Origin of the sequence: Pseudomonas sp. QC2, assembly GCF_002859085.1 — a bacterium.
Classification (GTDB): Bacteria; Pseudomonadota; Gammaproteobacteria; order Pseudomonadales; family Pseudomonadaceae; genus Aquipseudomonas; species Aquipseudomonas petroselini.
Window position 1 is genome coordinate 202,879 of record NZ_PKKS01000010.1, and the last position, 20,553, is coordinate 223,431.

The window sequence follows — 20,553 nt, forward strand, 5'->3', positions numbered from 1 at the left end:
CCTGGAGGTTTTCCAGGCTTTTGATCCATCACGATAGGGGATTGCGTCATGAAGACCACATCGTCCCAAAGGATTTTGCTTATCGCCGGCCTGTCAGCCTTGCTCACCGGCCCTGCCCTCGCCGCCTTCGGCGATAACCCCGAGCCTGCCGCCAACGCCTTGAGCGGTGACAGCGCAGCCGGTTCCGCCCTGCCGCCGGGGACCTACCCCAGCAGCCCCTCCGACAGCGCCAAGAAAACCAAAGCGCCCGACAAGCAGCCGGCCAAAACCGCTAAGCCTGTCGACCGCCAAAAAGCCCCCCAGGAAAAACCCCGTTCAGGCAGCTGATGCTCTAAAGGGAGAACCCCCCACCCGTGGCGAGGGAGCTTGCTCCCTCGCCACAGCGTTACTGTGCGCTTTTGATGGTTAATGGCTGAACGGCATCAGGCTCAGGCGCGAGTCCCCAGTCGCCGTGTTCGTACCAATCATCCCCCAGCATTTCTGCGGGATGCATGGTGCGGTCGGCGCCGTTGCCGCAGGCCAGGTCAGTCGCGGCACAGTAGCGGTCGCAGCCCCAGCAGATGCGCTCCGGGTGCTTGGGGTGCAGCGGAAAAGGCTTGGCCATGAACAGCTTCCCTGGCGGCGAACGGTCATCACACCCTACCCTCCCGTAGCCTGCGCGACCTTGACCGACATCAAGGTCGGCAAGCATGAAATATCGCCTGAACTTGACAAGAATCATTATTATTCACAGCAGACCTTCCTAGACTCGGGCTCTCTCCCTTCACTCGTCAGGAAGCCTCCATGCGTACCCTCTCTTTACTGCCCATCGTCTTGTTGTTGAGCACCTCTGCGGCGCTCGCCAAGGAGTACCCGATCGGCGAGCCCCAACACTGCCCTGGGTTGGAGATCGGCGCGGTGTACCTGCAACCGATCGAGATGGAGCCCACCGGCATGATGCGCGCCACCGCTGATTCCGATGTACACCTGGAAGCCGATGTGCGTGCCACGGCAGACAACGCCCAGGGTTTTCAGGAAGGCAGTTTCGTGCCTTACCTGAACCTGTCGTTCTCGCTGAAAAAGCAAGGCAGTGACACCCCCATCAAGGGCGACTTCCACGCCATGGTCGCCAACGACGGCCCGCACTACGGCGATAACGTCAAACTGCAAGGCCCCGGCCAATACACCCTCACCTTCAGCGTATTACCACCTGCCGGCCACCACTCACTGGGCCGCCACACCGACAAGGAAACCGGGGTCGCGCCCTGGTTCGAACGCTGCGAAGTGCACTACGCATTCGTCTACGCCGGTATCGGCAAGAAAGGCGGTTATTGATGCGCCGCGCCCTGTTGCCGGGCTACCTGTTGCCGGGCTACCTGATGCTGAGCGGCGTGGCCTTGGCGGCACCGTTGCGCAGCTATGAACTGACCCTGCAAGACGGTCACTTCAGCCCGCCGCAACTGGCGGTCAAGGCCGGTGAGCGCTTCAAGATCGTGCTGAAAAACCTCGGCCAAGGCCCGGCCGAATTCGAAAGCACACCGCTGCGCGTGGAGAAAGTCTTGTCGCCCGGCGTCACCACCTTTGTGGTGATCCACCCGCTCAAGCCGGGCGTGTACCCGTTCTTTGACGAATTCAACCCACAGTTGCCCGAAGGCAGCATCCTCGCCGAATAGGAGCCGTTGATGAACACGTCGATGTTTATTGTGTGGCGCGAAAGCGTTGAGGCGCTGTTGGTGATCGGGATTCTGCAAGCCTGGATCAGTTGCCAGCGCGGCCACTCACGCCTGGCGCGTTTCCTGTGGGCCGGGGTGCTTTTGGGGTTACTGGGCTCCGCCGGGTTGGCCGGGTTGATGTTATGGGCCGGTGAAGCCATGACCGGCCCCGAGGGGGAATGGCTGCAAGCGACACTCACGCTGGTAGCCAGCGGGTTGATGGTGCAGATGGTGTTTTGGATGCATCGCCATGGGCCCACGCTCAAACACCGACTGGTCAGCGAAGCCGATCAGCGTCTGGCCCACCACGGCGGCTGGGGGGTGATGCTGCTGGCGCTGCTCGCGGTGAGCCGCGAAGGCAGTGAAACCGTAGTGTTCCTGTACGGCGCCGGCGCGCGCCTGCACAGCGAGGCGCTGGGCCTGTTCGCCCTCGGCGGTGTGCTGGGCCTGGTGTTGGCAGGGCTGACGGTGGTGCTGTTACGCAGCACGCGTCGCTGGATGTCTTGGTCGCATTTTTTCGCCCTCAGCGAAGCCCTACTGTTGCTGCTGGGCGGCGCCTTGCTGGTAGCCGCCGTGGACCGCATCAGCGGGCAATTGCTCGCCATGGACATGCCCGAATGGGTGTATTCGGCCTTCGGCGACAGCCGTTGGGACAGCAGCGCCCTGCTCAGTGACAGCCACGGCCTGGGCGCCCTGCTCGCCGATTTTGCCGGCTACCGCGCGGCCCCCAGCCTGATCACCCTGCTGGTGCTGCTCGGCTACTGGCTGCTGGTAGGCAACGGCTTGCGCCGGTCTCGGCACGCGGCATGAGCTGGCTGCAGCAGTTGGGGGATGGCATGCGCCGCCATGCCCGATTGATCCGTGTCGTGCAATGGGCGGTGGTGCTGGTGTACACCGTGCTGTTGGTGTTGCCGGTCTTGCTGCCATTACCGGACAGCCAGGCGCGCATGGTGAACAACCTGACGTTGCTCGCACAGTTCATCTTCTGGGGGATCTGGTGGCCGTTTGTGTTGCTGTCCATGGTGTTTTTCGGGCGCTTGTGGTGCGGCGTGCTGTGCCCCGAAGGCGCATTGAGCGAATGGGCCAGCCGGCACGGACGTGGCCTGGGCATCCCGCGCTGGCTGCGCTGGGGCGGCTGGCCCACGCTGGGGTTTTGCCTGACCACCCTCTACGGTCAACTGATCAGCGTGTATGACTATGCCCAGGCCGCGCTGCTGATCCTCGGCGGCTCGACCGTGGCCGCCGTCGTCGTGGGCCTGCTGTTCGTGCGCGGTAAACGTGTGTGGTGCCGCTACCTGTGCCCGGTGAGCGGCGTCTTCGCCTTGCTCGCTCGCCTGGCCCCGGTGCACTTCGCGGTGGATGAGCAACGCTGGAAAGCCAACACCGCGCCGCGCCTGCCCCTGCCCAACTGCGCACCGCTGCTGGACATCCGCCGCCTGCAAGGTGCAAGCGAGTGCCACGCCTGCGGCCGCTGCAGCGGGCAACGCGGCGCGGTGCAATTGATCGCCCGCTCGTGCAACCAGGAAATCCTCCAGGCGCGCCATCAACCGGGATCGGCCTGGGATGTGCGCCTGCTGCTGTTCGGGGTGATCGGCTTGGCCATGGGCGCATTCCAATGGACCGTCAGCCCGTGGTTTATCGCCCTCAAGCAATACCTGGCCGAGTGGCTGGTCGATCGCGGCTGGCTGTGGGCGCTGCAAGACAACGCGCCTTGGTGGTTGCTCACGCATTATCCGCAACGCAATGACAGTTTCAGCTGGCTGGATGGGGGGTGCATTGTGGTGTATCTGGTGGGCAGCGCACTGGTGATTGGCGGCGGGTGCTGGCTGCTGTTACGGGCGGCGGCGCATTGTGCGGGGGATCGCGCACTGTTTCGGCCCCTGGCATTGACGTTGACGCCCTTGGGTGGTGCGGGGTTGTTTTTGGGGTTGTCAGCGACCACGGTGAAGTTGTTGCGATATGAAGGGTTGGGGTTGGCTTGGGTGCAGCCGGGTCGGGCGTTGCTGTTAGGCGCCTGCATCGGTTGGAGTGTGTGGTTGGCGTGGCGGCAGCTTGATGGCATGCCTCGGTGGCGGGCTTGGGGGTGGGTGATGATGGGGAATGGGTGGGTGGGGGGTGGATGGTGGTTGCAGTTTTGGGGATGGTGATTGGGCAGGGGTCAAGTACATCTCCGTTATTTGGCTAACGGCGGGTCACTTTGGAACGGGGTGCCTAAGATCAAAAGCCAGATCAAAAGCAGCCTGATATCCACCTGATGTATGAAAATCAAACTGTGGGAGGGGGCTTGCCCCCGATGGCGGCGTGCCAGCGAATACATCTGCAACTGCCCCACTGCAATCGGGAGCAAGCCCCCTCCCACAGTTAACCGAGATCAACAGTAAGAAACCGGCCGGCTACCAGGCCGCCGGGCTCTTGCTTTTGATCTTTATCTGGGGCGCCCCGTCAAACACGCTGCCGAACGCAGGCTTGAATCCGTGGCTAACCCGGCAGGACGCCGGGTTAGCCGTTACCTAAATAACGGATATGCACACAAATCGCTACACCTTAAACCGCCCCACCGTCTGATGCAGCGCCCCCGCCATCCCCGCCAAATCATGCCCCGCCGTCTCCGTATGCAACGCCCCCTGCAACACCTGCTGCGACAGGTTACGAATCCCCACCAGGTTGCGATCTACCTCCCGCGCCACCAGCGCCTGTTCCTCCGTGGCACTGGCAATCATCATATTGCGCTCGTTGATCTGCGAAATAGACCGCGTAATCTCATCCAACGCCTCCCCCGACCGCTGCGCCACGCCGAGGGTCGCCTGCACCCGCTCGCTGCTGCTGTGCATCGCCGCCACCGCATGCTCAGTGTCCTGACGGATATTCCCAATCATCTGCTCGATCTCCTGGGTCGACGCTTGGGTACGATGGGCCAGCGCGCGCACCTCATCGGCGACCACCGCAAACCCACGCCCGGCATCCCCGGCACGGGCCGCTTCGATGGCCGCGTTGAGGGCCAGCAGGTTAGTCTGGTCGGCAATGCTGCGGATCACTTCCAGCACACCGCTGATGTCTTGCACGCGGCCAGCCAGTTGCTGGATGCGCTCCGAGGTTTCCACCACGCCGGTGGCCAGGGTGTTGATCGATGCCACGGTTTCCTGCACCTGGGCGCGGCCGCGCTGGGCGGTCTGTTCCGACAGGCGTGACGCCTCGCTGGTGCTCACGGCATTACGCGCCACTTCATCCACGGCGGCGGTCATTTCGTTGACCGCCGTGGCCGCCTGTTCGATCTCTTGGCTCTGGGACTGCATGCTACTGCTGGTCTGGCTGCTGACCGCGCTCAACTCCTCGGAGGAGCTGGCCACGCCGTCCACCGAGGCCGCGATATGCCGCACCATCTGGTTGAGGCTCTGCTGCATCAGGTGCAGGTTGCGCATCACGCTGCCTTCGGCGCTGTTGCCGACCGGCACCACAATGGTCAAGTCGCCCTGGGCGATATGGCTCAAGACGCGCGCGGCTTCGTCCGGCTCACCGCCCAAGGGGCGGATCACGCTACGCGTGACGATCACCGCAGCGGCCACCACCAGCACCAGGCACAACAGGAACAGCCCGATCATGTTGCGCCGGGCCTCGTCGTACAGCGCCTGCGCCGCCTGCTCGCGCTCGGCAAACAGACGGCCTTGCATCGCCATCAGGGCGTCCAGGCTCTTGAACACTTCAAGTTCGGCGGGCATCACCTGTTGCTTGAGCTGGGCCAGGCCCTGCTCGCGCGCGCCCTGTTTGATCAGCGCCTGCACCTGGGTAAAGGCGGCCACATAGGTTTCGCGATGGGTCTTCAAGTTGGCGTAGGCCGCTTTGCCTTCGGCCGTATCCAGCAGCGGTTCAAGGGTCGCGAACGCCTGGGTGATGCGTTGCCGGGTCGTGCCGATGGCGTCCTGGGCCTGTTGGTTGTCCTGGTCGATTAGCAAGTCGCGGGTGTTGCGCCCGTTATCCCGCACGCCGGTGGCGATCACCATGATCGGTGCAATTCTCGGCCAGTCCTGTTGCACGATTTGCTCGGATTGCTGCTTAAGCGTTGCCAGGTCGTGCAAGGCGTAAAACACCAAGCCGACCAGCGCCAACGGCGCAATCGCGAAACCGATGACAATGCGTTGTGCCGTGGTTAATTGCTTCATTCTGATATTCCCTGATGAAAACCTGCCCACCATGGGCAGCATCTATAAAAATCCGCTGGAGGGCGCTGGTCACCCTCGCAATACAAACGCGGGAAACAACTCGCGCAATCGGCCCCATAACTCCGGCAGCGCAACCTGTGCCGGGGCACTGGGCAAGTGCGTATCGAGCATGCTGGCCGTGCGTACCATCTGCACCGCGAAACGCTGCACACCCATGGCCTGCAAACGTTGGGCCAGCAACAGCAGGCGCGGTGGGTCGATCAGGTGCCAATGCACCGTGGTGCGGCATTCGTACTCCACGCCGCTGGCCAATAAGGTGTCGAGGCTGCGCCAGTTGGCCACGCCACTGCCCTTGACCTGGGTGATCGATTGGCAGTCTTCGGCCAGGGCCTTCACGTCAAAGCCGACCCAGTCGGCGTGGCGCAAGGCATTGGCAAACCCCGCCGGCTTGATCCCGGCACTGTGCAGGCCGATGCGAAAACCCATCGCCCGCACTTCGTCCATGGCCGCCGGCAAGCCTTCCTGCAAGGTCGGCTCGCCACCGCTGAACACCACCGCGTCGAGCAGATCGCGGCGCCGTTGCAGAAACAGCAACACCCGGCGCCAATCCACCTCCGTGCTGGCGCGCGGCGGGATCAGGTCCGGGTTGTGACAATAACGACACCGCCAGGCACAGCCCTGGCAGAACAGCACACAGGCGAGCATGCCGGGGTAGTCGAGGGTGGTCAGGGGCACCAGTCCCCCGACCCGTAGTGCTCGACTCATTGGCGCCCGGCCACGGCGGCCGTTTCAGTGAAGTGCACACGCTCCTTGTGCTCGGACTGCTTGCCGGGGTTGAACGCGGACACCGGCCGGTGGTAACCCATCACCCGGGTCCAGACTTCGCAGCGCTGACGTTGTGGCTGGGATGCTTGCATGGTGAATCTCCTTACGGGTTGGAAAATCGGTTCAGGACTGAGTGGCCAGTGCCAGCACGTCATCGCACTTGGGGCAGAACTCGTGCTCGCCGGCGAGGTAGCCGTGCACCGGGCAGATGGAAAACGTCGGCGTAATCGTCAGGTACGGCAGGCGGAAGCGCCCCAGCGCCTTGCGCACCAACTGCTTGCAGGCCTGGGCCGAAGAAATCTGCTCGGCCATGTACAGGTGCAACACGGTGCCGCCGGTGTATTTGCATTGCAGCTCGTCTTGCAGCTCCAGGGCTTCGAACGGGTCTTCGGTAAACCCCACCGGCAATTGCGACGAGTTGGTGTAGTACGGCGCGACGTCACTGCCGGCCTGCAGGATGTCCGGGTAACGTTTGCGGTCTTCCTTGGCGAAGCGGTAAGTGGTGCCTTCGGCCGGCGTCGCCTCAAGGTTGTAGAGGTGGCCGGTGTCTTCCTGGAAGCGCAGTAACGTGGCGCGCACGTGGTCCAGCAACTTGAGGGCGAATGCGCGGCCCTCGACGGTGTGCATGCCCTGCTCGTCGCCGCTGAAGTTACGCAGCATCTCGTGCATGCCGTTGAGGCCGATGGTGGAGAAGTGATTGCGCAAAGTGCCCAGGTAACGCTTGGTGTAGGGGTAGAGGCCGGCGTCCATGTGGTGCTGGATCACCTTGCGCTTGACCTCCAGGCTTTCCATGGCCATTTCCATCAGGCTGTCCAAGCGTTGCAGCAAGCCCGAGGTGTCGCCCTTGAACAGGTAGCCCAGGCGCGCGCAGTTGATCGTCACCACACCCAGGGAGCCGGTTTGCTCGGCCGAGCCGAACAGGCCACCGCCGCGCTTGAGCAATTCGCGCACGTCCAACTGCAGGCGGCAGCACATGGAGCGCACCTGGTTGGGCTGCATATCGGAATTGAGGAAGTTCTGGAAATACGGCAGACCGTAGCGCGCGGTCATCTCGAACAGGCGGTCGGCGTTGTCGCTGTCCCAGGGGAAATCATGGGTGATGTTGTAGGTAGGAATCGGAAAGGTGAACACCCGGCCCTTGGCATCCCCGGCCTGCATGACTTCGATGTAGGCGCGGTTGATCAACTCCATTTCGGCTTGCAGGTCGCCATAGGCAAACGGCATTTCTTCGCCGCCGATCACCGGCACCTGCTCGCGCAAGTCTTCGGGGCATACCCAGTCGAAGGTCAGGTTGGTAAAGGGCGTCTGGGTGCCCCAGCGCGACGGCACGTTGAGGTTGTAGATGAACTCCTGCACCGCCTGGCGCACTTCGGGGTAGCTCAGTTGGTCTTTGCGCACATAGGGCGCCAGGTAAGTGTCGAAGGAGCTGAACGCCTGGGCACCGGCCCATTCGTTTTGCAGGGTGCCGAGGAAGTTGACCATCTGCCCCAACGCACTGCTCAAGTGCTTGGGCGGCCCGGCCTCGACACGCCCCGGTACGCCGTTGAGGCCTTCGTGCAGCAGTGAGCGCAGCGACCAGCCGGCACAGTAGCCGGCGAGCATGTCCAGGTCATGGATATGCAAGTCCGCCTCGCGGTGTGCACGACCGATCTGCTGGCTGTAGACCTCGTCCAGCCAGTAATTGGCGGTGACCTTGCCCGACACGTTCAGCACCAGGCCGCCGAGGGAATAGCCCTGGTTGGCGTTGGCCTGCACGCGCCAGTCTTCGCGGTCGAGGTATTCGTTCATCGAGGTGGCGACTTCCACCAGGGTCTTGCGATCGCGGCGCAGGCGGCCGTGTTGTTCGCGGTAGACGATGTAGGCGCGCATCGACAGGAAATAGCCGGCGTCCATTAATACGCGTTCGACGCTGTCCTGGATTTGTTCGACGTCCAGGTGGTCGATGCCTCTGAGACGGGCGAGGACGGCGCCCAGTAGCAGGTCGGCTTCGGTGGCTTGGTATTCGCCGGTGGCGGTGCCGGCGGCGATCAGGGCCTGGCGGATTTTTTCGGCGTTGAAGGGGACTAGGCTGCCGTCGCGTTTGTGTAGGCGGGTGCTGGTTAGTGGGGTGAGCGTGGTTTGCATTTTTGGCTCCAAGCACTACATATAGATATTTTTTGGTAATTAAACACAACATGCAGTGATGCTACGGAGGATGGGGTGGGTTGCCCTTGATCGGGGTCAAGGTTTTTTGATTGGGGGGATATCCGTTATTTGGGGGGCTGATATCCACCTGATGTAGGGAGATCAAACTGTGGGAGGGGGCTTGCTCCCGATAGCATTGGGGCAGCCACAGCTGCGTCAACTGACACACTGCAATCGGGAGCAAGCCCCCTCCGACCGTTGACCAAGATCGACAGTAAGAAACCGGTCGGCTCTAAGGCCGCCGCGCTTTTGCTTTTGATCTAAGACGCCCCGTCAAACACGCTGGCCGGAATTCAATAGGGATTTGGGGGGCCCCAATCACCCCCCACTCATACTCATAAACCGCACCACCTGCACCTCCCCCGCCCCCGTAAAATCATGCCCCACCGGCTTCCCCCGCAACGCCCGGTGCAACGCCTCAACCAACGGCCCATCCTCCACCGGATACCGACGCAACAACCCGCGAAAATCCAGCGCATCCTCCTGCCCCAAACACAGCAGCAACTGCCCCTCCACCGTCATCCTGACCCGATTACAGCTCCCACAAAAATTATGCGAATTAGGCGAAATAAACCCCACCCGCGTCCCCGGATGCCGCGCCAACCGCACATACCGCGCCGGCCCGCCGCTGCTTTCGGTGCTGTCGAGCAACACATGCTCGCGCGCAATCACCGCGCGTACTTCATCACTGGAGCAGAACGTCTCCCCCCGCGAACGCCCCACATCCCCCAGCGGCATTTCCTCGATAAAACTGATGTCGATGCCCTGCTCGATCGCGTACCGCACCAACCCCGGCACCTGATCGAAATTGCGCCCTTTCATCACCACGCAATTGAGTTTGACCCGCTCGAACCCCGCCTCCCGCGCCGCCTCGATACCGTCCAACACCTGGCGCAGATCACCGTTGCGGGTGATCGCGCGAAAGCGTCCAGGGTCCAGGCTGTCGAGGCTGATGTTCATGCGCTTGACCCCCGCCTCCACCAACGGCCGCGCCAAGCGCGCGAGCTGCGAGCCATTGCTGGTCATCACCAACTCACGCAACCCCGGCAGCGCCGCGATGTTGCGGCATAACCCGACAATGCCGGGGCGAATCAGCGGCTCGCCACCCGTCAAGCGGATCTTGCGCACGCCCTGCCCCACAAACAGCCTGGCCAGGCGTTCCAGTTCTTCCAGGGTCAGCACCTGCTGGCGCGGCAGGAAGGTCATGTTTTTCGCCATGCAGTACACACAGCGGAAATCACACCGGTCGGTCACCGACAACCGCAGATAATCGATCGAACGCCCCACCCCATCCACCAGGCTCATGTCACTGCACCAACGGCGAGTCGGCACCCTGCAGCGCGATGCCGCGAATGTCCGCCGCGCCGATCAGGGTTTGCAGGTACTGCACCAGTGCCTTCTGCCACACGCCCTGCTGCAACTGGGTACGGATCGCCACCGCAACCGCTTCGTAGGGCAACGGCTGGCCTTCGATGCGCTGGTCGACGCTGATCACGTGCCAGCCATAACGGCTTTCCAGCGGTTTGCCGGCCAGGCCCGGCGCCAGGGTGAACAGCTGGCGCTCCAGCTCCGGTACGGTCTGGCCCTTGCTCACCTGGCCGAGCGAACCGCCCTGGGCCTTGGACGGGCACGCCGAGTACTTGAGGGCTAACTCGGCGAAGCTGCCCGGCGCTTGGGCCAGGCTCAGCAGCAGCACTTCCGCTTGCACATGGGCCAGTTGCCGGGCCTCGGCATCGTCCGGCGCGCACTCCAGCAGGATGTGCCGCACCGCCAGCAACGGCGCGCTGTGAAAGCGCCCACGGTTGTTCTCGAAATAGCGCACACAGGTGGCCTCGTCGCACTCGGGCACCTTGACCTCGCGCTCCAGCAGCAAGCGCGTGGCGGCCTCCTCTTCGTTCTCGCCGGCGGCGATCTCCACCGCCAGGCCCAGCTCGGCGATGCGCTGCTGCAACAGCTCGCGAATCACCAGCGCGCGGGCGGCCAGGTACACCGCCTCTTCGCGGCTGTCGGCCGGGTGATATTGCAACTCCAAGGCCATCGCCTCAGGCGTGACGGGCACGTCGTTGACGCTGATGATCGGCCATTCCTGTTCACTGCTGGCAATCAATTCGGGCGCCTTGAGTTCCTCGAAAGGCGCTTGGACCGCCACCTCGGCCATCACGGGTTCTTTGGCCGACGACCCACAACCGCCGCTGCCGCCATTCCCGCCACCACATCCGCATCCTGTTGTCATGACGCTCTCCTCACTACTTCTGCCGCACGATTTGATAACGACGCCCCAGGTACCAGATCGGCGCGCTGACCATGTGCACCAAGCGGGTAAACGGGAACAGCACAAACAGGGTCAAGCCCAGCGCCACATGCGCCTTGTAGATCAACGACACCGGCGCAATCGACGCTGCCGCTTCCACCGGCCGCAACAACACCACGTTCTGCGCCCAGTCGGCGAGCATCACCATCACCGAACCGTCCATGTGCCCGGTGGAGGCGACAATGGTCAGCAGGCCGAGCAGCAACTGTGCGAGCAACACCAGCAGGATCAGGATGTCCGACGGGCTTGAGGTGGCGCGCACGCGTGGGTCAGTCAAACGACGCTTGACCAGCATCAGCAGGCCCACCAGGCACAGCAGGCCGAAGAAACCGCCGGAGACCATCGCCAGCAACTGCTTGTTCTCAGTGCTGATCACATGGTGGTAGATCGATGCCGGCGTCAGCAGGCCGACAAAATGCCCAGCCAGCACGAACAGCACGCCGACATGGAAGAAGTTGCTCGCCACGCGCATGCCGCGGTTGTTGAGCATCTGGCTGGAGCCAGCCTTCCAGGTGTACTGCGACAGGTCGAACCGCGCCCAACTGCCCAACAGGCAGATGGCCAGGGCCACATAGGGATACACCCCGAATACCAGCAAATTCCACTTAGACATTACCCACCTCCCCGGCGGGCGCTGCGGCCCGGCCTTCTTGCTGAAAATCCACCCAGTGCAACGGCACCGCGCTTTCTTCGCGGGCCTTGCCCGGTGCACTCGGCAGCGAGCTGCAACGGTCCTGCTGCTCGGCCTGCATAAAGTCCACGGCTTCCTCTTCCCAGATTTTGTCCAGGGCTTCGAGGGAGTCGTCGCGCGGTTCGGCGGCGACCTGGGCACGCAGTTCGGCCACGGCCTGGTGCGGCTCGGCGCCGGCAATCTGCAACAGCGCACGGAAGCAACTGGCGTAGCCGCTCTCGCGCTCTTCCAGACGCGCGGCGAGCAAGGCCAACAGGTGCGCCACATCCGCCAGGCCCTCGCGGGCCTCGATGTCTTCGCGGGTGGAGAGAAACTCCAGGTACAGCGGGATATAGTCCGGCAGCTCCTTGACGCCGATGGCAAACCCGGCCTCCTCGTACTGGGCCATCATGTCGACCATCGCCTGGCCACGGTCGCGGGACTCGCCGTGCACGTGTTCAAACAACAACAGCGACAGCGAACGGCCGCGGCCAAACAAGGCGCCGTAATGTTCCTGGCCGTCCATCAAGTCGTTGCCGCAGATCAGCTCCATCAACTCGAACAAGGCACCGCGTTGCTTGGGGCTGATTTCCCGCGATTCGATAATCGCTTTTTCCAACTCGTCGCGGCCGTTCACCAGGGTTTCGGTGGGGTAGTCCAGCAACAGCGAGATCACTTTAAGAATGCGCATGCTCAGTCCTCCCAGATTTGTACGGTTTTCAGCACGTCGCGGCGGTTGGCCTTCTTGGCGCCGAACATGTTGGTATCGGAACTGCCACTGCAGCCGCTGCCGAAACTGAAACCACACCCGGAGCGCTCGGCGAACGCGTCGCTCATGGCGTCTTCACGGTGGGCGCTCGGTACCACGAAGCGGTCTTCGTAGTTGGCAATCGCCAGGTAGCGGTACATCTCCTCCACCTGTTCAACGCTCAAGCCGACGTCTTCCAGCACTTGCAGGTCCTGCACACCGTCCACTTGCTGGGAGCGTTTGTAGGCACGCATCGCCAGCAGGCGTTTGAGCGCACGCTTGACCGGTTTTTCATCACCGGCGGTGAGCATGTTGGCCAGGTAACGCAGGGGGATGCGCAGGCTGTCGACATCCGGGATCACCCCGTTCATGCCCACGGTGCCGGCCGCGGCGGCGTTCTGGATAGGCGACAGCGGCGGCACGTACCAGACCATCGGCAAGGTGCGGTATTCCGGGTGCAGCGGCAGGGCGAGTTTCCAATCCACGGCCATTTTGTACACCGGCGAACGCTGCGCGGAGTCGATCACCGACTGCGGCACGCCATCGGCCAGGGCCTGGCGAATCACTGCCGGGTCATTCGGGTCGAGGAAAATCTCCAGCTGTTTTTCGTACAGGTCATGCTCGTTGGCAGTGCTGGCGACTTCGCTGATACGGTCGGCGTCGTACAGCAACACGCCGAGGTAGCGAATCCGGCCAACGCAGGTTTCGGCACACACGGTGGGCATGCCGGCTTCGATACGCGGGTAGCAGAAGATGCACTTCTCGGACTTGCCGCTCTTCCAGTTGAAGTAAATCTTTTTATACGGGCAGCCGCTGATGCACATGCGCCAGCCCCGGCATTTCTCCTGGTCGATCAGTACGATGCCGTCTTCTTCACGCTTGTAGATCGCGCCACTCGGGCACGAGGCCGCGCACGCCGGGTTGAGGCAGTGCTCGCACAGGCGCGGCAGGTACATCATGAAGGTGTTTTCGTACTCGCCGTAGATATCGGCCTGGATCTGGTCGAAGTTCTTGTCCTTGCGGCGCTTGGCGAACTCGGTGCCGAGGATTTCCTCCCAGTTGGGGCCCCACTCGATTTTCTGCATGCGCTTGCCCGACACCAGCGAGCGCGGGCGTGCGGTCGGCTGGTGTTCGCCCAACGGCGCGGTGTGCAGGTGCTGGTAGTCGAAGTCGAATGGCTCGTAGTAGTCGTCCAGGCTGGGCAAGTCAGGGTTGGCGAAGATGTTCGCCAACACGCGGAACTTGCCGCCGATGCGTGGGTTGATGCTGCCGTTGGCGTTGCGCACCCAACCGCCCTTCCACTTGTCCTGGTTCTCCCATTCTTTGGGGTAGCCGATACCGGGCTTGGATTCGACGTTGTTGAACCAGGCGTACTCCATGCCTTCACGGCTGGTCCAGACATTTTTGCAAGTGATCGAGCAGGTGTGGCAGCCGATGCATTTGTCCAGGTTCAGCACCATGCCAATCTGTGAGCGAATCTTCATCTCAGTTCTCCTCGATATCGGTCGGCAATGGGCGTGGCAGATCATCGCCAGCGGTGCCATCGAGCCAGTCGACCTTGGCCATCTTGCGCACCACGACAAACTCATCGCGGTTGCAACCGACCGTGCCGTAGTAGTTAAAACCGTAAGCCTGCTGGGCGTAGCCGCCGATCATGTGGGTCGGCTTGAGCACCACGCGGGTCACCGAGTTGTGGTGGCCGCCACGGGTCTTGGTGGTTTCCGAACCGGGCACGTTCACGATGCGTTCCTGGGCGTGGTACATCATCACCATGCCTTCCTTGACGCGCTGGCTGACCACCGCACGGGCGGTGAGTGCGCCGTTGACGTTGAAGCATTCGATCCAGTCGTTGTCCTCGATCCCGGCGCGCTTGGCGTCGATTTCGGAGAGCCACACAATCGGGCCGCCACGGCTCAGGGTGAGCATCAGCAGGTTGTCGCTGTAGGTGCTGTGGATACCCCATTTCTGGTGCGGGGTGATCCAGTTCAGGACGATCTCGGTCTCGCCATTGCTGCGCTTGCCCTTCACGCCTTCAATGGTGCGGGTGTTGACCGGTGGCCGGTAGCTCATCAACTGCTCGCCGAACGCCTGCATCCACGGGTGATCCTGGTAGAACTGCTGGCGACCGGTGATGGTGCGCCATGGAATGTTTTCATGGACGTTGGTGTAGCCGGCGTTGTAGCTCACGTGCTCGTCTTCCAGGCCTGACCAGGTCGGGCTTGAGATGATCTTGCGCGGCTGCGCCTGGATATCGCGGAAGCGGATCGCTTCATGGGCCTTGGAGATCGCCAAATGGCTGTGGTCGATGCCAGTGAATTCCGACAGCGCGGCCCAGGCTTTCAAGGCGACCTTGCCGTTGGTTTCCGGGGCCAGCGACAGGATCACTTCAGCGGCGTCAATCGCCGTGTCGATTTTCGGCCGGCCGTGGCTGATGCCCGCATCGCTTTCGTGATGGTTCAGCTCGCCGAGGAACTCGACTTCTTCATCGGTGTTCCAGTTGATGCCCTTGCCGCCATTACCGAGTTTTTCCAGCATCGGGCCGAGGGACGAGAACTGCTTGTAGATGTTCGGGTAGTCGCGTTCTACCACCGCCATGTTCGGGGCGTTCTTGCCCGGTACCGGCGCCACACCGGCGCTTTTCCAATCGGTGCCGCCGAAGGGCTGGGCCAGTTCACCGACGCTGTCATGCATCAACGGCACGGTGACCAGGTCTTGCTCGACGCCCAGGTGACCGACCGACATGGCCGAGAACGCCTTGGCGATGCCTTTGTAGATCTCCCAGTCGGAGCGCGATTCCCACGCCGGGTCGATGGCCGCCGAGAGTGGGTGGATGAACGGGTGCATGTCCGAGGTGTTCATGTCGTCTTTTTCGTACCAGGTCGCGGTCGGCAAGACGATGTCGGAATACACACAGGTGGAGGACATGCGGAAATCCAGGGTGGTCACCAGGTCCAGCTTGCCGATGGCGCCGTCTTCGACCCATTCGGCCTCGGTCGGCTTGCATTCGGTGCTGTGGCCGATGTCTTCGTTCATCACGCCGTTCTTGGTGCCCAACAGGTACTTGAGCATGTACTCATGGCCCTTGCCCGAGGAACCGAGCAGGTTGGAGCGCCAGATAAACATGTTGCGCGGGAAGTTCACCGGGCTGTCCGGTTGTTCGCAGGCAAAGCGCAGGCTGCCGTCCTGCCAGGACTTCACCACGTAGTCTTTCGGCGTCATGCCGGCGGCGGCGGCGTCACGGCAGATGTGCAGCGGGTTGGTGTTGAGCTGCGGTGCACTCGGCAACCAGCCGGCGCGTTCGGCGCGGATGTTGTAGTCCAGGGCATGCTCCGGGAACTGCGACTTGTCGGCCAGTGGCGAGAGGATGTCGTGCATGCTCATCTTCTCGTGGCGCCATTGCGAACTGTGGCCATAGAAGAAGCTGGTGCCGTTCATCTGGCGCGGCGGGCGGTTCCAGTCCAGGCCGAAGGCCAGGGGCAGCCAGCCGCACTGCGGGCGCAGTTTTTCCTGGCCGACGTAGTGGGCCCAGCCGCCGCCGGTCTGGCCGACGCAACCGCAGAGCATGAGCATATTGATCAGCCCGCGGTAGTTCATGTCCATGTGGTACCAGTGGTTCATCGCCGCGCCGACGATGATCATCGAGCGGCCCTTGGTCTTGTCGGCGTTGTCGGCGAACTCGCGGGCGATCTGGATGGCTTTCTCGCGGCTGACGCCGGTGATCGCTTCCTGCCACGCCGGGGTGCCCGGCACGCTGGCGTCGTCGTAGTCCTTGGCGACGTTGTTGCCGCCCAGGCCACGGTCGATGGCCAGGTTGGCGGCGGACAGGTCGAACACGGTTGCGACTTTGGCTACCGTGCCGTCGGCCAAGGTCACGCTGTGCACCGGCACACGACGGAACTGCACGGCATCGCCGGCCACGTGCTGGAAGTAATCGTGGGCTTCGCCGGCGAAATACGGGAAGGCCACTTCGGCGACGTCGTCACCGATCAGGCTGAGCTTAAGGTCAATCGCGCGGCCTTCACCGCCTTCTTTGGCGAGGATGTTCCACTTGCCCTTCTCGCCCCAGCGATAGCCAATGGCGCCCTGCGGCGAGACCAGTTCGCCGCTTTCGTCGAGGGCGATGGTTTTCCATTCCGGGTTGTTGTCCTGGCCGAGGTTGTCGACCAGGTCCGAAGCGCGCAGGAAGCGGTCCGGCTGGAAGCCTGCACCGGGTGCAAAACCGGTCATGGGCTTGAGCATCACCAGCACCGGCAAGTCGGTAAAGCGCTTGGCGTAATCGGTGAAATAAGCGCTCGGTTTATCCAGGTGAAATTCCTTGAAGATCACATGGTTGAACGCCTGGGCCAACGCGGCATCGGTGCCCTGCTTGGGGTTGAGCCACAGGTCGGTGAGCTTGGCCACTTCCGAATAGTCCGGAGTGATCGCCACGGTCTTGGTGCCCTTGTAGCGCACCTCGGTGAAGAAATGCGCGTCCGGGGTGCGGGTCTGCGGAACGTTGGAGCCCCAGGCGATGATGTAGTTGGAGTTGTACCAGTCGGCCGATTCCGGCACGTCGGTCTGCTCGCCCCACACCATCGGCGAGGCCGGTGGCAGGTCGCAGTACCAGTCGTAGAAGCTCAGGCACACGCCGCCGATCAGCGAGAGGTAACGCGAACCCGCTGCGTAGCTGACCATGGACATGGCCGGGATCGGCGAGAAGCCGACGATGCGGTCCGGGCCGTACTGCTTGATGGTGTAGACGTTGGAGGCGGCGATGATCTCATTCACCTCCTCCCAGTTGGAACGAATGAAGCCGCCCATGCCGCGCTTGCTCTTGTACGAGTCGGCCTTGACCTTGTCCTCGACAATGCTCGCCCACGCCTCGACGGGTGACAGGGTCAGTCGCGCTTCACGCCACAGCTTGAGCAACGGCTTGCGGATTTTCGGGTACTTGAGGCGGTTGGCGCTGTAGATGTACCAGCTGTAGCTGGCACCACGCGGGCAGCCACGCGGTTCATGGTTGGGCAGGTCGTTGCGGGTGCGCGGGTAGTCGGTCTGCTGGGTTTCCCAGGTGATCAGGCCGTTCTTCACGTAGATCTTCCACGAGCACGAGCCGGTGCAGTTCACACCGTGGGTGGAGCGTACGATCTTGTCGTACTGCCAGCGCGAGCGGTAGACGTTTTCCCAGTCGCGGGACTCCTTGCGGGTCTCGCCGTGGCCTTCGGAGAACTCGTTTTGCTTGCGGTTGAAGAACCGCAGTTGATCCAGTAAATGACTCATGGTGCTTTCCTCATCAGGCGTGCCGTGGGGTGCGTTGCCCCGGCGAATTCAGGTCGATCAGCAGGGTGTGGCGCAGCCCTTGCGGGCGTACCACCACCAGGTCACGACGATGCAGCTCAGGTAGAAACCGACAAACATGTAGAACGCCATGGCCGGGCTGCCGGTAGCGGCCATGGAGGTGCCGAAGGACTTGGGAATGAAGAACGCACCGAACGCGCCCATGGCCGAGCTGAAGCCCAGCACCGCAGCGGATTCCTTGCCGGCGTTCTTGATCGCCTGTTCACGCTCGGCGGCGGATTTGCCGGCGCTGGCTTTCTCGTGCTGGGTGCGGAAGATCACGGGGATCATGCGGAAGGTGGAACCGTTGCCCACACCGGTGGTGATGAACAGCAACATGAACAGCCCAAGGAAGCCGTAGAAGTTGCCGCCCTGCCCGTTCTGCGGCAGGAAGTGCAGCACGCCGAACACCATTACGATCATCAGCACGAAGTTCCACAGGGTCACCCGCGCGCCGCCCATCTTGTCCGCCAGCCAGCCGCCGAGTGGACGTACCAGCGCGCCGACCAGCGGGCCAAGGAAGGCAAATTTCAGCGCGACCACGTCCGGGAACGAGGTCTTGATCAGCAGCGGGAATGCCGCCGAAAAACCGATGAATGAACCGAAGGTCGCCAGGTACAGCCAGCACATCAGCCAGTTGTGCTTGCGCTTGAAGATCACTGCCTGGTCACTGAACGACGCGCGGGCGCTGGACAGGTCATTCATGCCGAACCACGCGGCCACGGTGACGGTGAGGATGAACGGCACCCAGATGAAGCCGGCATTCTGCAGCCACAGCTGGCTACCGTCCGGCAGCGTTTGCGGTTGCCCACCCACCAGGCCGAACACGCCAAAGGTGATCACCAGTGGCACGCAGAATTGCATCACCGAGACCCCCAGGTTACCCAGGCCGGCGTTCAGGCCCAGGGCGGTGCCCTGCTGGGCCTTGGGGTAGAAAAAGCTGATGTTGGACATGCTGGAGGCGAAGTTGCCGCCGCCAAAACCGCAGAGCAAGGCAATCAACACAAACACGCTGTAGGGCGTGCCCGGGTCCTGCACCGCAAAACCCATCCACAGCGACGGCAGCAGCAAGGAGGCGGTGCTCAGGGCCGTCCAGCGGCGCCCGCCGAAGATCGGCACCATGAACGAGTAGAACACCCGCAAGGTGGCGCCGGACAAGCCGGGCAATGCGGCGAGCCAGAACAGCTGGTCGGTGGTGAAGCTGAAGCCGATGGCGTTGAGGCGCACGATCACGGTGCTCCACACCATCCAGACGGCGAAGGCCAGCAACAGCGCGGGGATCGAGATCCACAGGTTGCGGGTGGCGGTCTTCTTGCCGCTGGCGCCCCAGAAAGCGGGGTCCTCGGGGCGCCAGTCGTGGATCACCGGGCCCGAACCGGGCTTTTGCGCAATGGACATGATCATTCTCCTTGGAGAGCTTGCTTGCCGAGCAACGGCTGTTTGCGAATTTCACTGAAGTACATCCAGGCCAGGGACACCCAGACCACGCCGTACATCAACATGAAGCAGGAGGAACGCACGCCGGTGAGGTCCACCAGCGCGCCGAACAGGATCGGCAGCACAAAGCCGCCCAGGCCACCGGCCAGGCCGACGATGCCGGACACCGCGCCCATGTTTTGCGGGTAGTCATTGGCGATGTACTTGAACACCGAGGCCTTGCCGAACGCGAAGGCGATGCCCATCACAAACAGCAGCACGGTGAACAGCGTGGGGTTGAGGCCGATATGGAAATCAAGAGGACCGTTGACGGTCATCACCTGCAGTTGCGTCTGCGGATAGCTGAGCAGGAACAGGCACACCCAGCTCACCCACAACACCCACCAGGTCACGCTTTGCGCACCCCAGCGGTCGGACATCCAGCCGCCCACCGCCCGCAGCACGCCGCCGGGCAGCGAGAAACACGCGGCCAGCAGCGCGGCGCTTTGCAGGCTGAAGCCGTATTCCTGCACGTAGTACTTGGTCATCCATAACGCCAGGGCCACGTACCCACCGAACACAATCGAGTAGTACTGGCAGTAGCGCCACACGGCCGGGTCTTTGAGGCTCTGCAGTTGCTCGCGCAGGCTGGCGCCGCCGGCGCTGCGGTGCGCCTTGTTTTCGCTGGTGAGAAACCAGAACAGCAGCGCGGTGATAAACAGGATGGCGCCGAACACCTTGGGCACCAGGTGCCAGGTGCCGAGGGCGATCAGTGCCGGGGCGAGAAACTTGGTGACGGCCGCCCCCGCGTTACCGGCGCCGAACACGCCCATGGCGAAGCCTTGGTTATCTTTGTCGAACCATTTGGCGACGTAGGCGATGCCCACCGAAAACGAGCCGCCGGCCAGGCCGACAAACAGGCCCAGCACCAGGAACTGCCAATAGGCGGTGGCGTAGGTGATCAGGTACAGCGGCAACACGCAGGCGAGCATCAGCAGGAAAAACACGATGCGCCCGCCAAAGCGGTCGGTGAGCAGGCCCAGTGGCAGGCGCACCAGGGAACCGGTCAATACCGGCGTGGCGGCCAGCAGGCCGAACTGGGTTTCGTTGAGTTGCAGCAGCTCTTTGATGGGCACGCCGAGCACGGCGAACATCATCCACACCATAAAGCAGACGGTGAAAGCCAGGGTACTCATGCCCAGCACCAGGCCTTGTCTCATACGGGGTTGAGTCAC

At 62.7% G+C, this 20,553-nt stretch carries 18 protein-coding genes; 5 read left to right on the forward strand and 13 right to left on the reverse strand.

All coding sequences use genetic code 11. The features are described from left to right. Nucleotides 1–48: 48 nt before the first annotated feature. Nucleotides 49–327, forward strand: coding sequence for a hypothetical protein (locus QCBJ_RS10355; RefSeq protein WP_102060738.1), 279 nt, complete (start codon nt 49–51; stop codon nt 325–327). A 58-nt stretch (nt 328–385) separates the two neighbouring features. On the opposite strand, the gene QCBJ_RS10360 is transcribed toward QCBJ_RS10355, so the two are convergent. Beyond that, entirely contained in the window at nt 386–604 is a 219-nt protein-coding gene (locus QCBJ_RS10360; protein WP_102060739.1) for a DUF3079 domain-containing protein, read from the reverse strand. Between the two features lie 179 nt (nt 605–783). Here QCBJ_RS10360 and QCBJ_RS10365 point away from each other — a divergent pair, with 179 nt between their 5' ends. Genes QCBJ_RS10365 through QCBJ_RS10380 form a run of 4 tightly spaced genes read left to right on the forward strand, consistent with a single transcriptional unit; the run spans nt 784 to nt 3,838 of the window. Next, nucleotides 784–1,314 (forward strand): iron transporter, encoded by a 531-nt coding sequence (locus QCBJ_RS10365; RefSeq protein ID WP_064054558.1) that lies wholly within the window; start codon nt 784–786, stop codon nt 1,312–1,314. A 44-nt stretch (nt 1,315–1,358) separates the two neighbouring features. Then, nucleotides 1,359–1,652 (forward strand): cupredoxin domain-containing protein, encoded by a 294-nt coding sequence (locus tag QCBJ_RS10370; RefSeq protein ID WP_371916666.1) that lies wholly within the window; start codon nt 1,359–1,361, stop codon nt 1,650–1,652. 9 nt (nt 1,653–1,661) lie between these two features. Further along, complete coding sequence (locus QCBJ_RS10375) at nt 1,662–2,501, forward strand: FTR1 family protein (RefSeq protein WP_102060741.1); 840 nt, start codon at nt 1,662–1,664, stop codon at nt 2,499–2,501. Next, the gene (locus tag QCBJ_RS10380) at nt 2,498–3,838 is read left to right on the forward strand and encodes a 4Fe-4S binding protein (RefSeq protein WP_102060742.1); all 1,341 of its coding nucleotides are present in this window, start codon (nt 2,498–2,500) and stop codon (nt 3,836–3,838) included. The genes QCBJ_RS10375 and QCBJ_RS10380 overlap by 4 nt, the downstream gene beginning before the upstream one ends. Nucleotides 3,839–4,228: 390 nt before the next feature. Here QCBJ_RS10380 and QCBJ_RS10385 read toward each other — a convergent pair whose 3' ends face one another. The 12 genes from QCBJ_RS10385 to QCBJ_RS10440 form a co-directional block, all read right to left on the reverse strand. Then, nucleotides 4,229–5,848, reverse strand: a complete 1,620-nt coding sequence (locus QCBJ_RS10385) for a methyl-accepting chemotaxis protein (protein ID WP_064054562.1) — start codon at nt 5,846–5,848, stop codon at nt 4,229–4,231. A 69-nt stretch (nt 5,849–5,917) separates the two neighbouring features. Next, complete coding sequence (locus QCBJ_RS10390) at nt 5,918–6,613, reverse strand: anaerobic ribonucleoside-triphosphate reductase activating protein (RefSeq protein ID WP_102060743.1); 696 nt, start codon at nt 6,611–6,613, stop codon at nt 5,918–5,920. After that, entirely contained in the window at nt 6,610–6,765 is a 156-nt protein-coding gene (gene nrdD / locus QCBJ_RS10395) for an anaerobic ribonucleoside-triphosphate reductase (protein WP_049712898.1), read from the reverse strand. The genes QCBJ_RS10390 and nrdD overlap by 4 nt, the downstream gene beginning before the upstream one ends. 31 nt (nt 6,766–6,796) lie before the next feature. Continuing rightward, on the reverse strand, nt 6,797–8,797 hold the full coding sequence (locus tag QCBJ_RS10400) for a ribonucleoside triphosphate reductase (RefSeq protein WP_102060744.1): 2,001 nt from the start codon (nt 8,795–8,797) through the stop codon (nt 6,797–6,799). A gap of 378 nt (nt 8,798–9,175) precedes the next feature. Next, the gene (gene moaA, locus QCBJ_RS10405) at nt 9,176–10,162 is read right to left on the reverse strand and encodes a GTP 3',8-cyclase MoaA (protein ID WP_102060745.1); all 987 of its coding nucleotides are present in this window, start codon (nt 10,160–10,162) and stop codon (nt 9,176–9,178) included. A 1-nt stretch (nt 10,163) separates the two neighbouring features. After that, nucleotides 10,164–11,090, reverse strand: coding sequence for a peptidylprolyl isomerase (locus tag QCBJ_RS10410; protein WP_102060746.1), 927 nt, complete (start codon nt 11,088–11,090; stop codon nt 10,164–10,166). A gap of 13 nt (nt 11,091–11,103) precedes the next feature. Next, a complete protein-coding gene (narI, locus tag QCBJ_RS10415) occupies nt 11,104–11,781 on the reverse strand; it encodes a respiratory nitrate reductase subunit gamma (RefSeq protein ID WP_102060747.1) in 678 nt (225 codons plus the stop codon). Next, nucleotides 11,774–12,529, reverse strand: a complete 756-nt coding sequence (gene narJ, locus QCBJ_RS10420; protein WP_064054568.1) for a nitrate reductase molybdenum cofactor assembly chaperone — start codon at nt 12,527–12,529, stop codon at nt 11,774–11,776. Before narJ ends, narI begins: the two co-directional genes overlap by 8 nt. Nucleotides 12,530–12,531: 2 nt before the next feature. Next, nucleotides 12,532–14,070 carry a nitrate reductase subunit beta gene (narH, locus tag QCBJ_RS10425; RefSeq protein ID WP_102060748.1) on the reverse strand — a complete coding sequence of 513 codons (1,539 nt, stop codon included), beginning with the start codon at nt 14,068–14,070 and terminating at the stop codon, nt 12,532–12,534. A 1-nt stretch (nt 14,071) separates the two neighbouring features. Further along, nucleotides 14,072–17,845 carry a nitrate reductase subunit alpha gene (locus tag QCBJ_RS10430; RefSeq protein WP_064054570.1) on the reverse strand — a complete coding sequence of 1,258 codons (3,774 nt, stop codon included), beginning with the start codon at nt 17,843–17,845 and terminating at the stop codon, nt 14,072–14,074. A gap of 57 nt (nt 17,846–17,902) precedes the next feature. Further along, nucleotides 17,903–19,300, reverse strand: a complete 1,398-nt coding sequence (locus QCBJ_RS10435) for a NarK family nitrate/nitrite MFS transporter (RefSeq protein ID WP_064054571.1) — start codon at nt 19,298–19,300, stop codon at nt 17,903–17,905. A 2-nt stretch (nt 19,301–19,302) separates the two neighbouring features. Beyond that, nucleotides 19,303–20,553: a nitrate/nitrite transporter gene (locus QCBJ_RS10440; RefSeq protein WP_064054572.1), complete on the reverse strand. Its 1,251-nt coding sequence runs from the start codon at nt 20,551–20,553 to the stop codon at nt 19,303–19,305.

What these genes read in the sequence shown, in the direction of transcription:
- QCBJ_RS10370 (WP_371916666.1), top strand. Translation starts at nt 1,359, where the DNA reads ATGCTGAGCGGCGTGGCCTTGGCGGCACCGTTGCGCAGCTATGAACTG.
- narJ (WP_064054568.1), bottom strand. Translation starts at nt 12,529, where the DNA reads ATGCGCATTCTTAAAGTGATCTCGCTGTTGCTGGACTACCCCACCGAA.
- QCBJ_RS10360 (WP_102060739.1), bottom strand. Translation starts at nt 604, where the DNA reads ATGGCCAAGCCTTTTCCGCTGCACCCCAAGCACCCGGAGCGCATCTGC.
- QCBJ_RS10430 (WP_064054570.1), bottom strand. Translation starts at nt 17,845, where the DNA reads ATGAGTCATTTACTGGATCAACTGCGGTTCTTCAACCGCAAGCAAAAC.
- QCBJ_RS10355 (WP_102060738.1), top strand. Translation starts at nt 49, where the DNA reads ATGAAGACCACATCGTCCCAAAGGATTTTGCTTATCGCCGGCCTGTCA.
- nrdD (WP_049712898.1), bottom strand. Translation starts at nt 6,765, where the DNA reads ATGCAAGCATCCCAGCCACAACGTCAGCGCTGCGAAGTCTGGACCCGG.
- QCBJ_RS10365 (WP_064054558.1), top strand. Translation starts at nt 784, where the DNA reads ATGCGTACCCTCTCTTTACTGCCCATCGTCTTGTTGTTGAGCACCTCT.
- narH (WP_102060748.1), bottom strand. Translation starts at nt 14,070, where the DNA reads ATGAAGATTCGCTCACAGATTGGCATGGTGCTGAACCTGGACAAATGC.
- QCBJ_RS10400 (WP_102060744.1), bottom strand. Translation starts at nt 8,797, where the DNA reads ATGCAAACCACGCTCACCCCACTAACCAGCACCCGCCTACACAAACGC.
- QCBJ_RS10435 (WP_064054571.1), bottom strand. Translation starts at nt 19,300, where the DNA reads ATGTCCATTGCGCAAAAGCCCGGTTCGGGCCCGGTGATCCACGACTGG.
- QCBJ_RS10385 (WP_064054562.1), bottom strand. Translation starts at nt 5,848, where the DNA reads ATGAAGCAATTAACCACGGCACAACGCATTGTCATCGGTTTCGCGATT.
- QCBJ_RS10375 (WP_102060741.1), top strand. Translation starts at nt 1,662, where the DNA reads ATGAACACGTCGATGTTTATTGTGTGGCGCGAAAGCGTTGAGGCGCTG.
- QCBJ_RS10380 (WP_102060742.1), top strand. Translation starts at nt 2,498, where the DNA reads ATGAGCTGGCTGCAGCAGTTGGGGGATGGCATGCGCCGCCATGCCCGA.
- moaA (WP_102060745.1), bottom strand. Translation starts at nt 10,162, where the DNA reads ATGAGCCTGGTGGATGGGGTGGGGCGTTCGATCGATTATCTGCGGTTG.
- QCBJ_RS10390 (WP_102060743.1), bottom strand. Translation starts at nt 6,613, where the DNA reads ATGAGTCGAGCACTACGGGTCGGGGGACTGGTGCCCCTGACCACCCTC.
- QCBJ_RS10410 (WP_102060746.1), bottom strand. Translation starts at nt 11,090, where the DNA reads ATGACAACAGGATGCGGATGTGGTGGCGGGAATGGCGGCAGCGGCGGT.
- narI (WP_102060747.1), bottom strand. Translation starts at nt 11,781, where the DNA reads ATGTCTAAGTGGAATTTGCTGGTATTCGGGGTGTATCCCTATGTGGCC.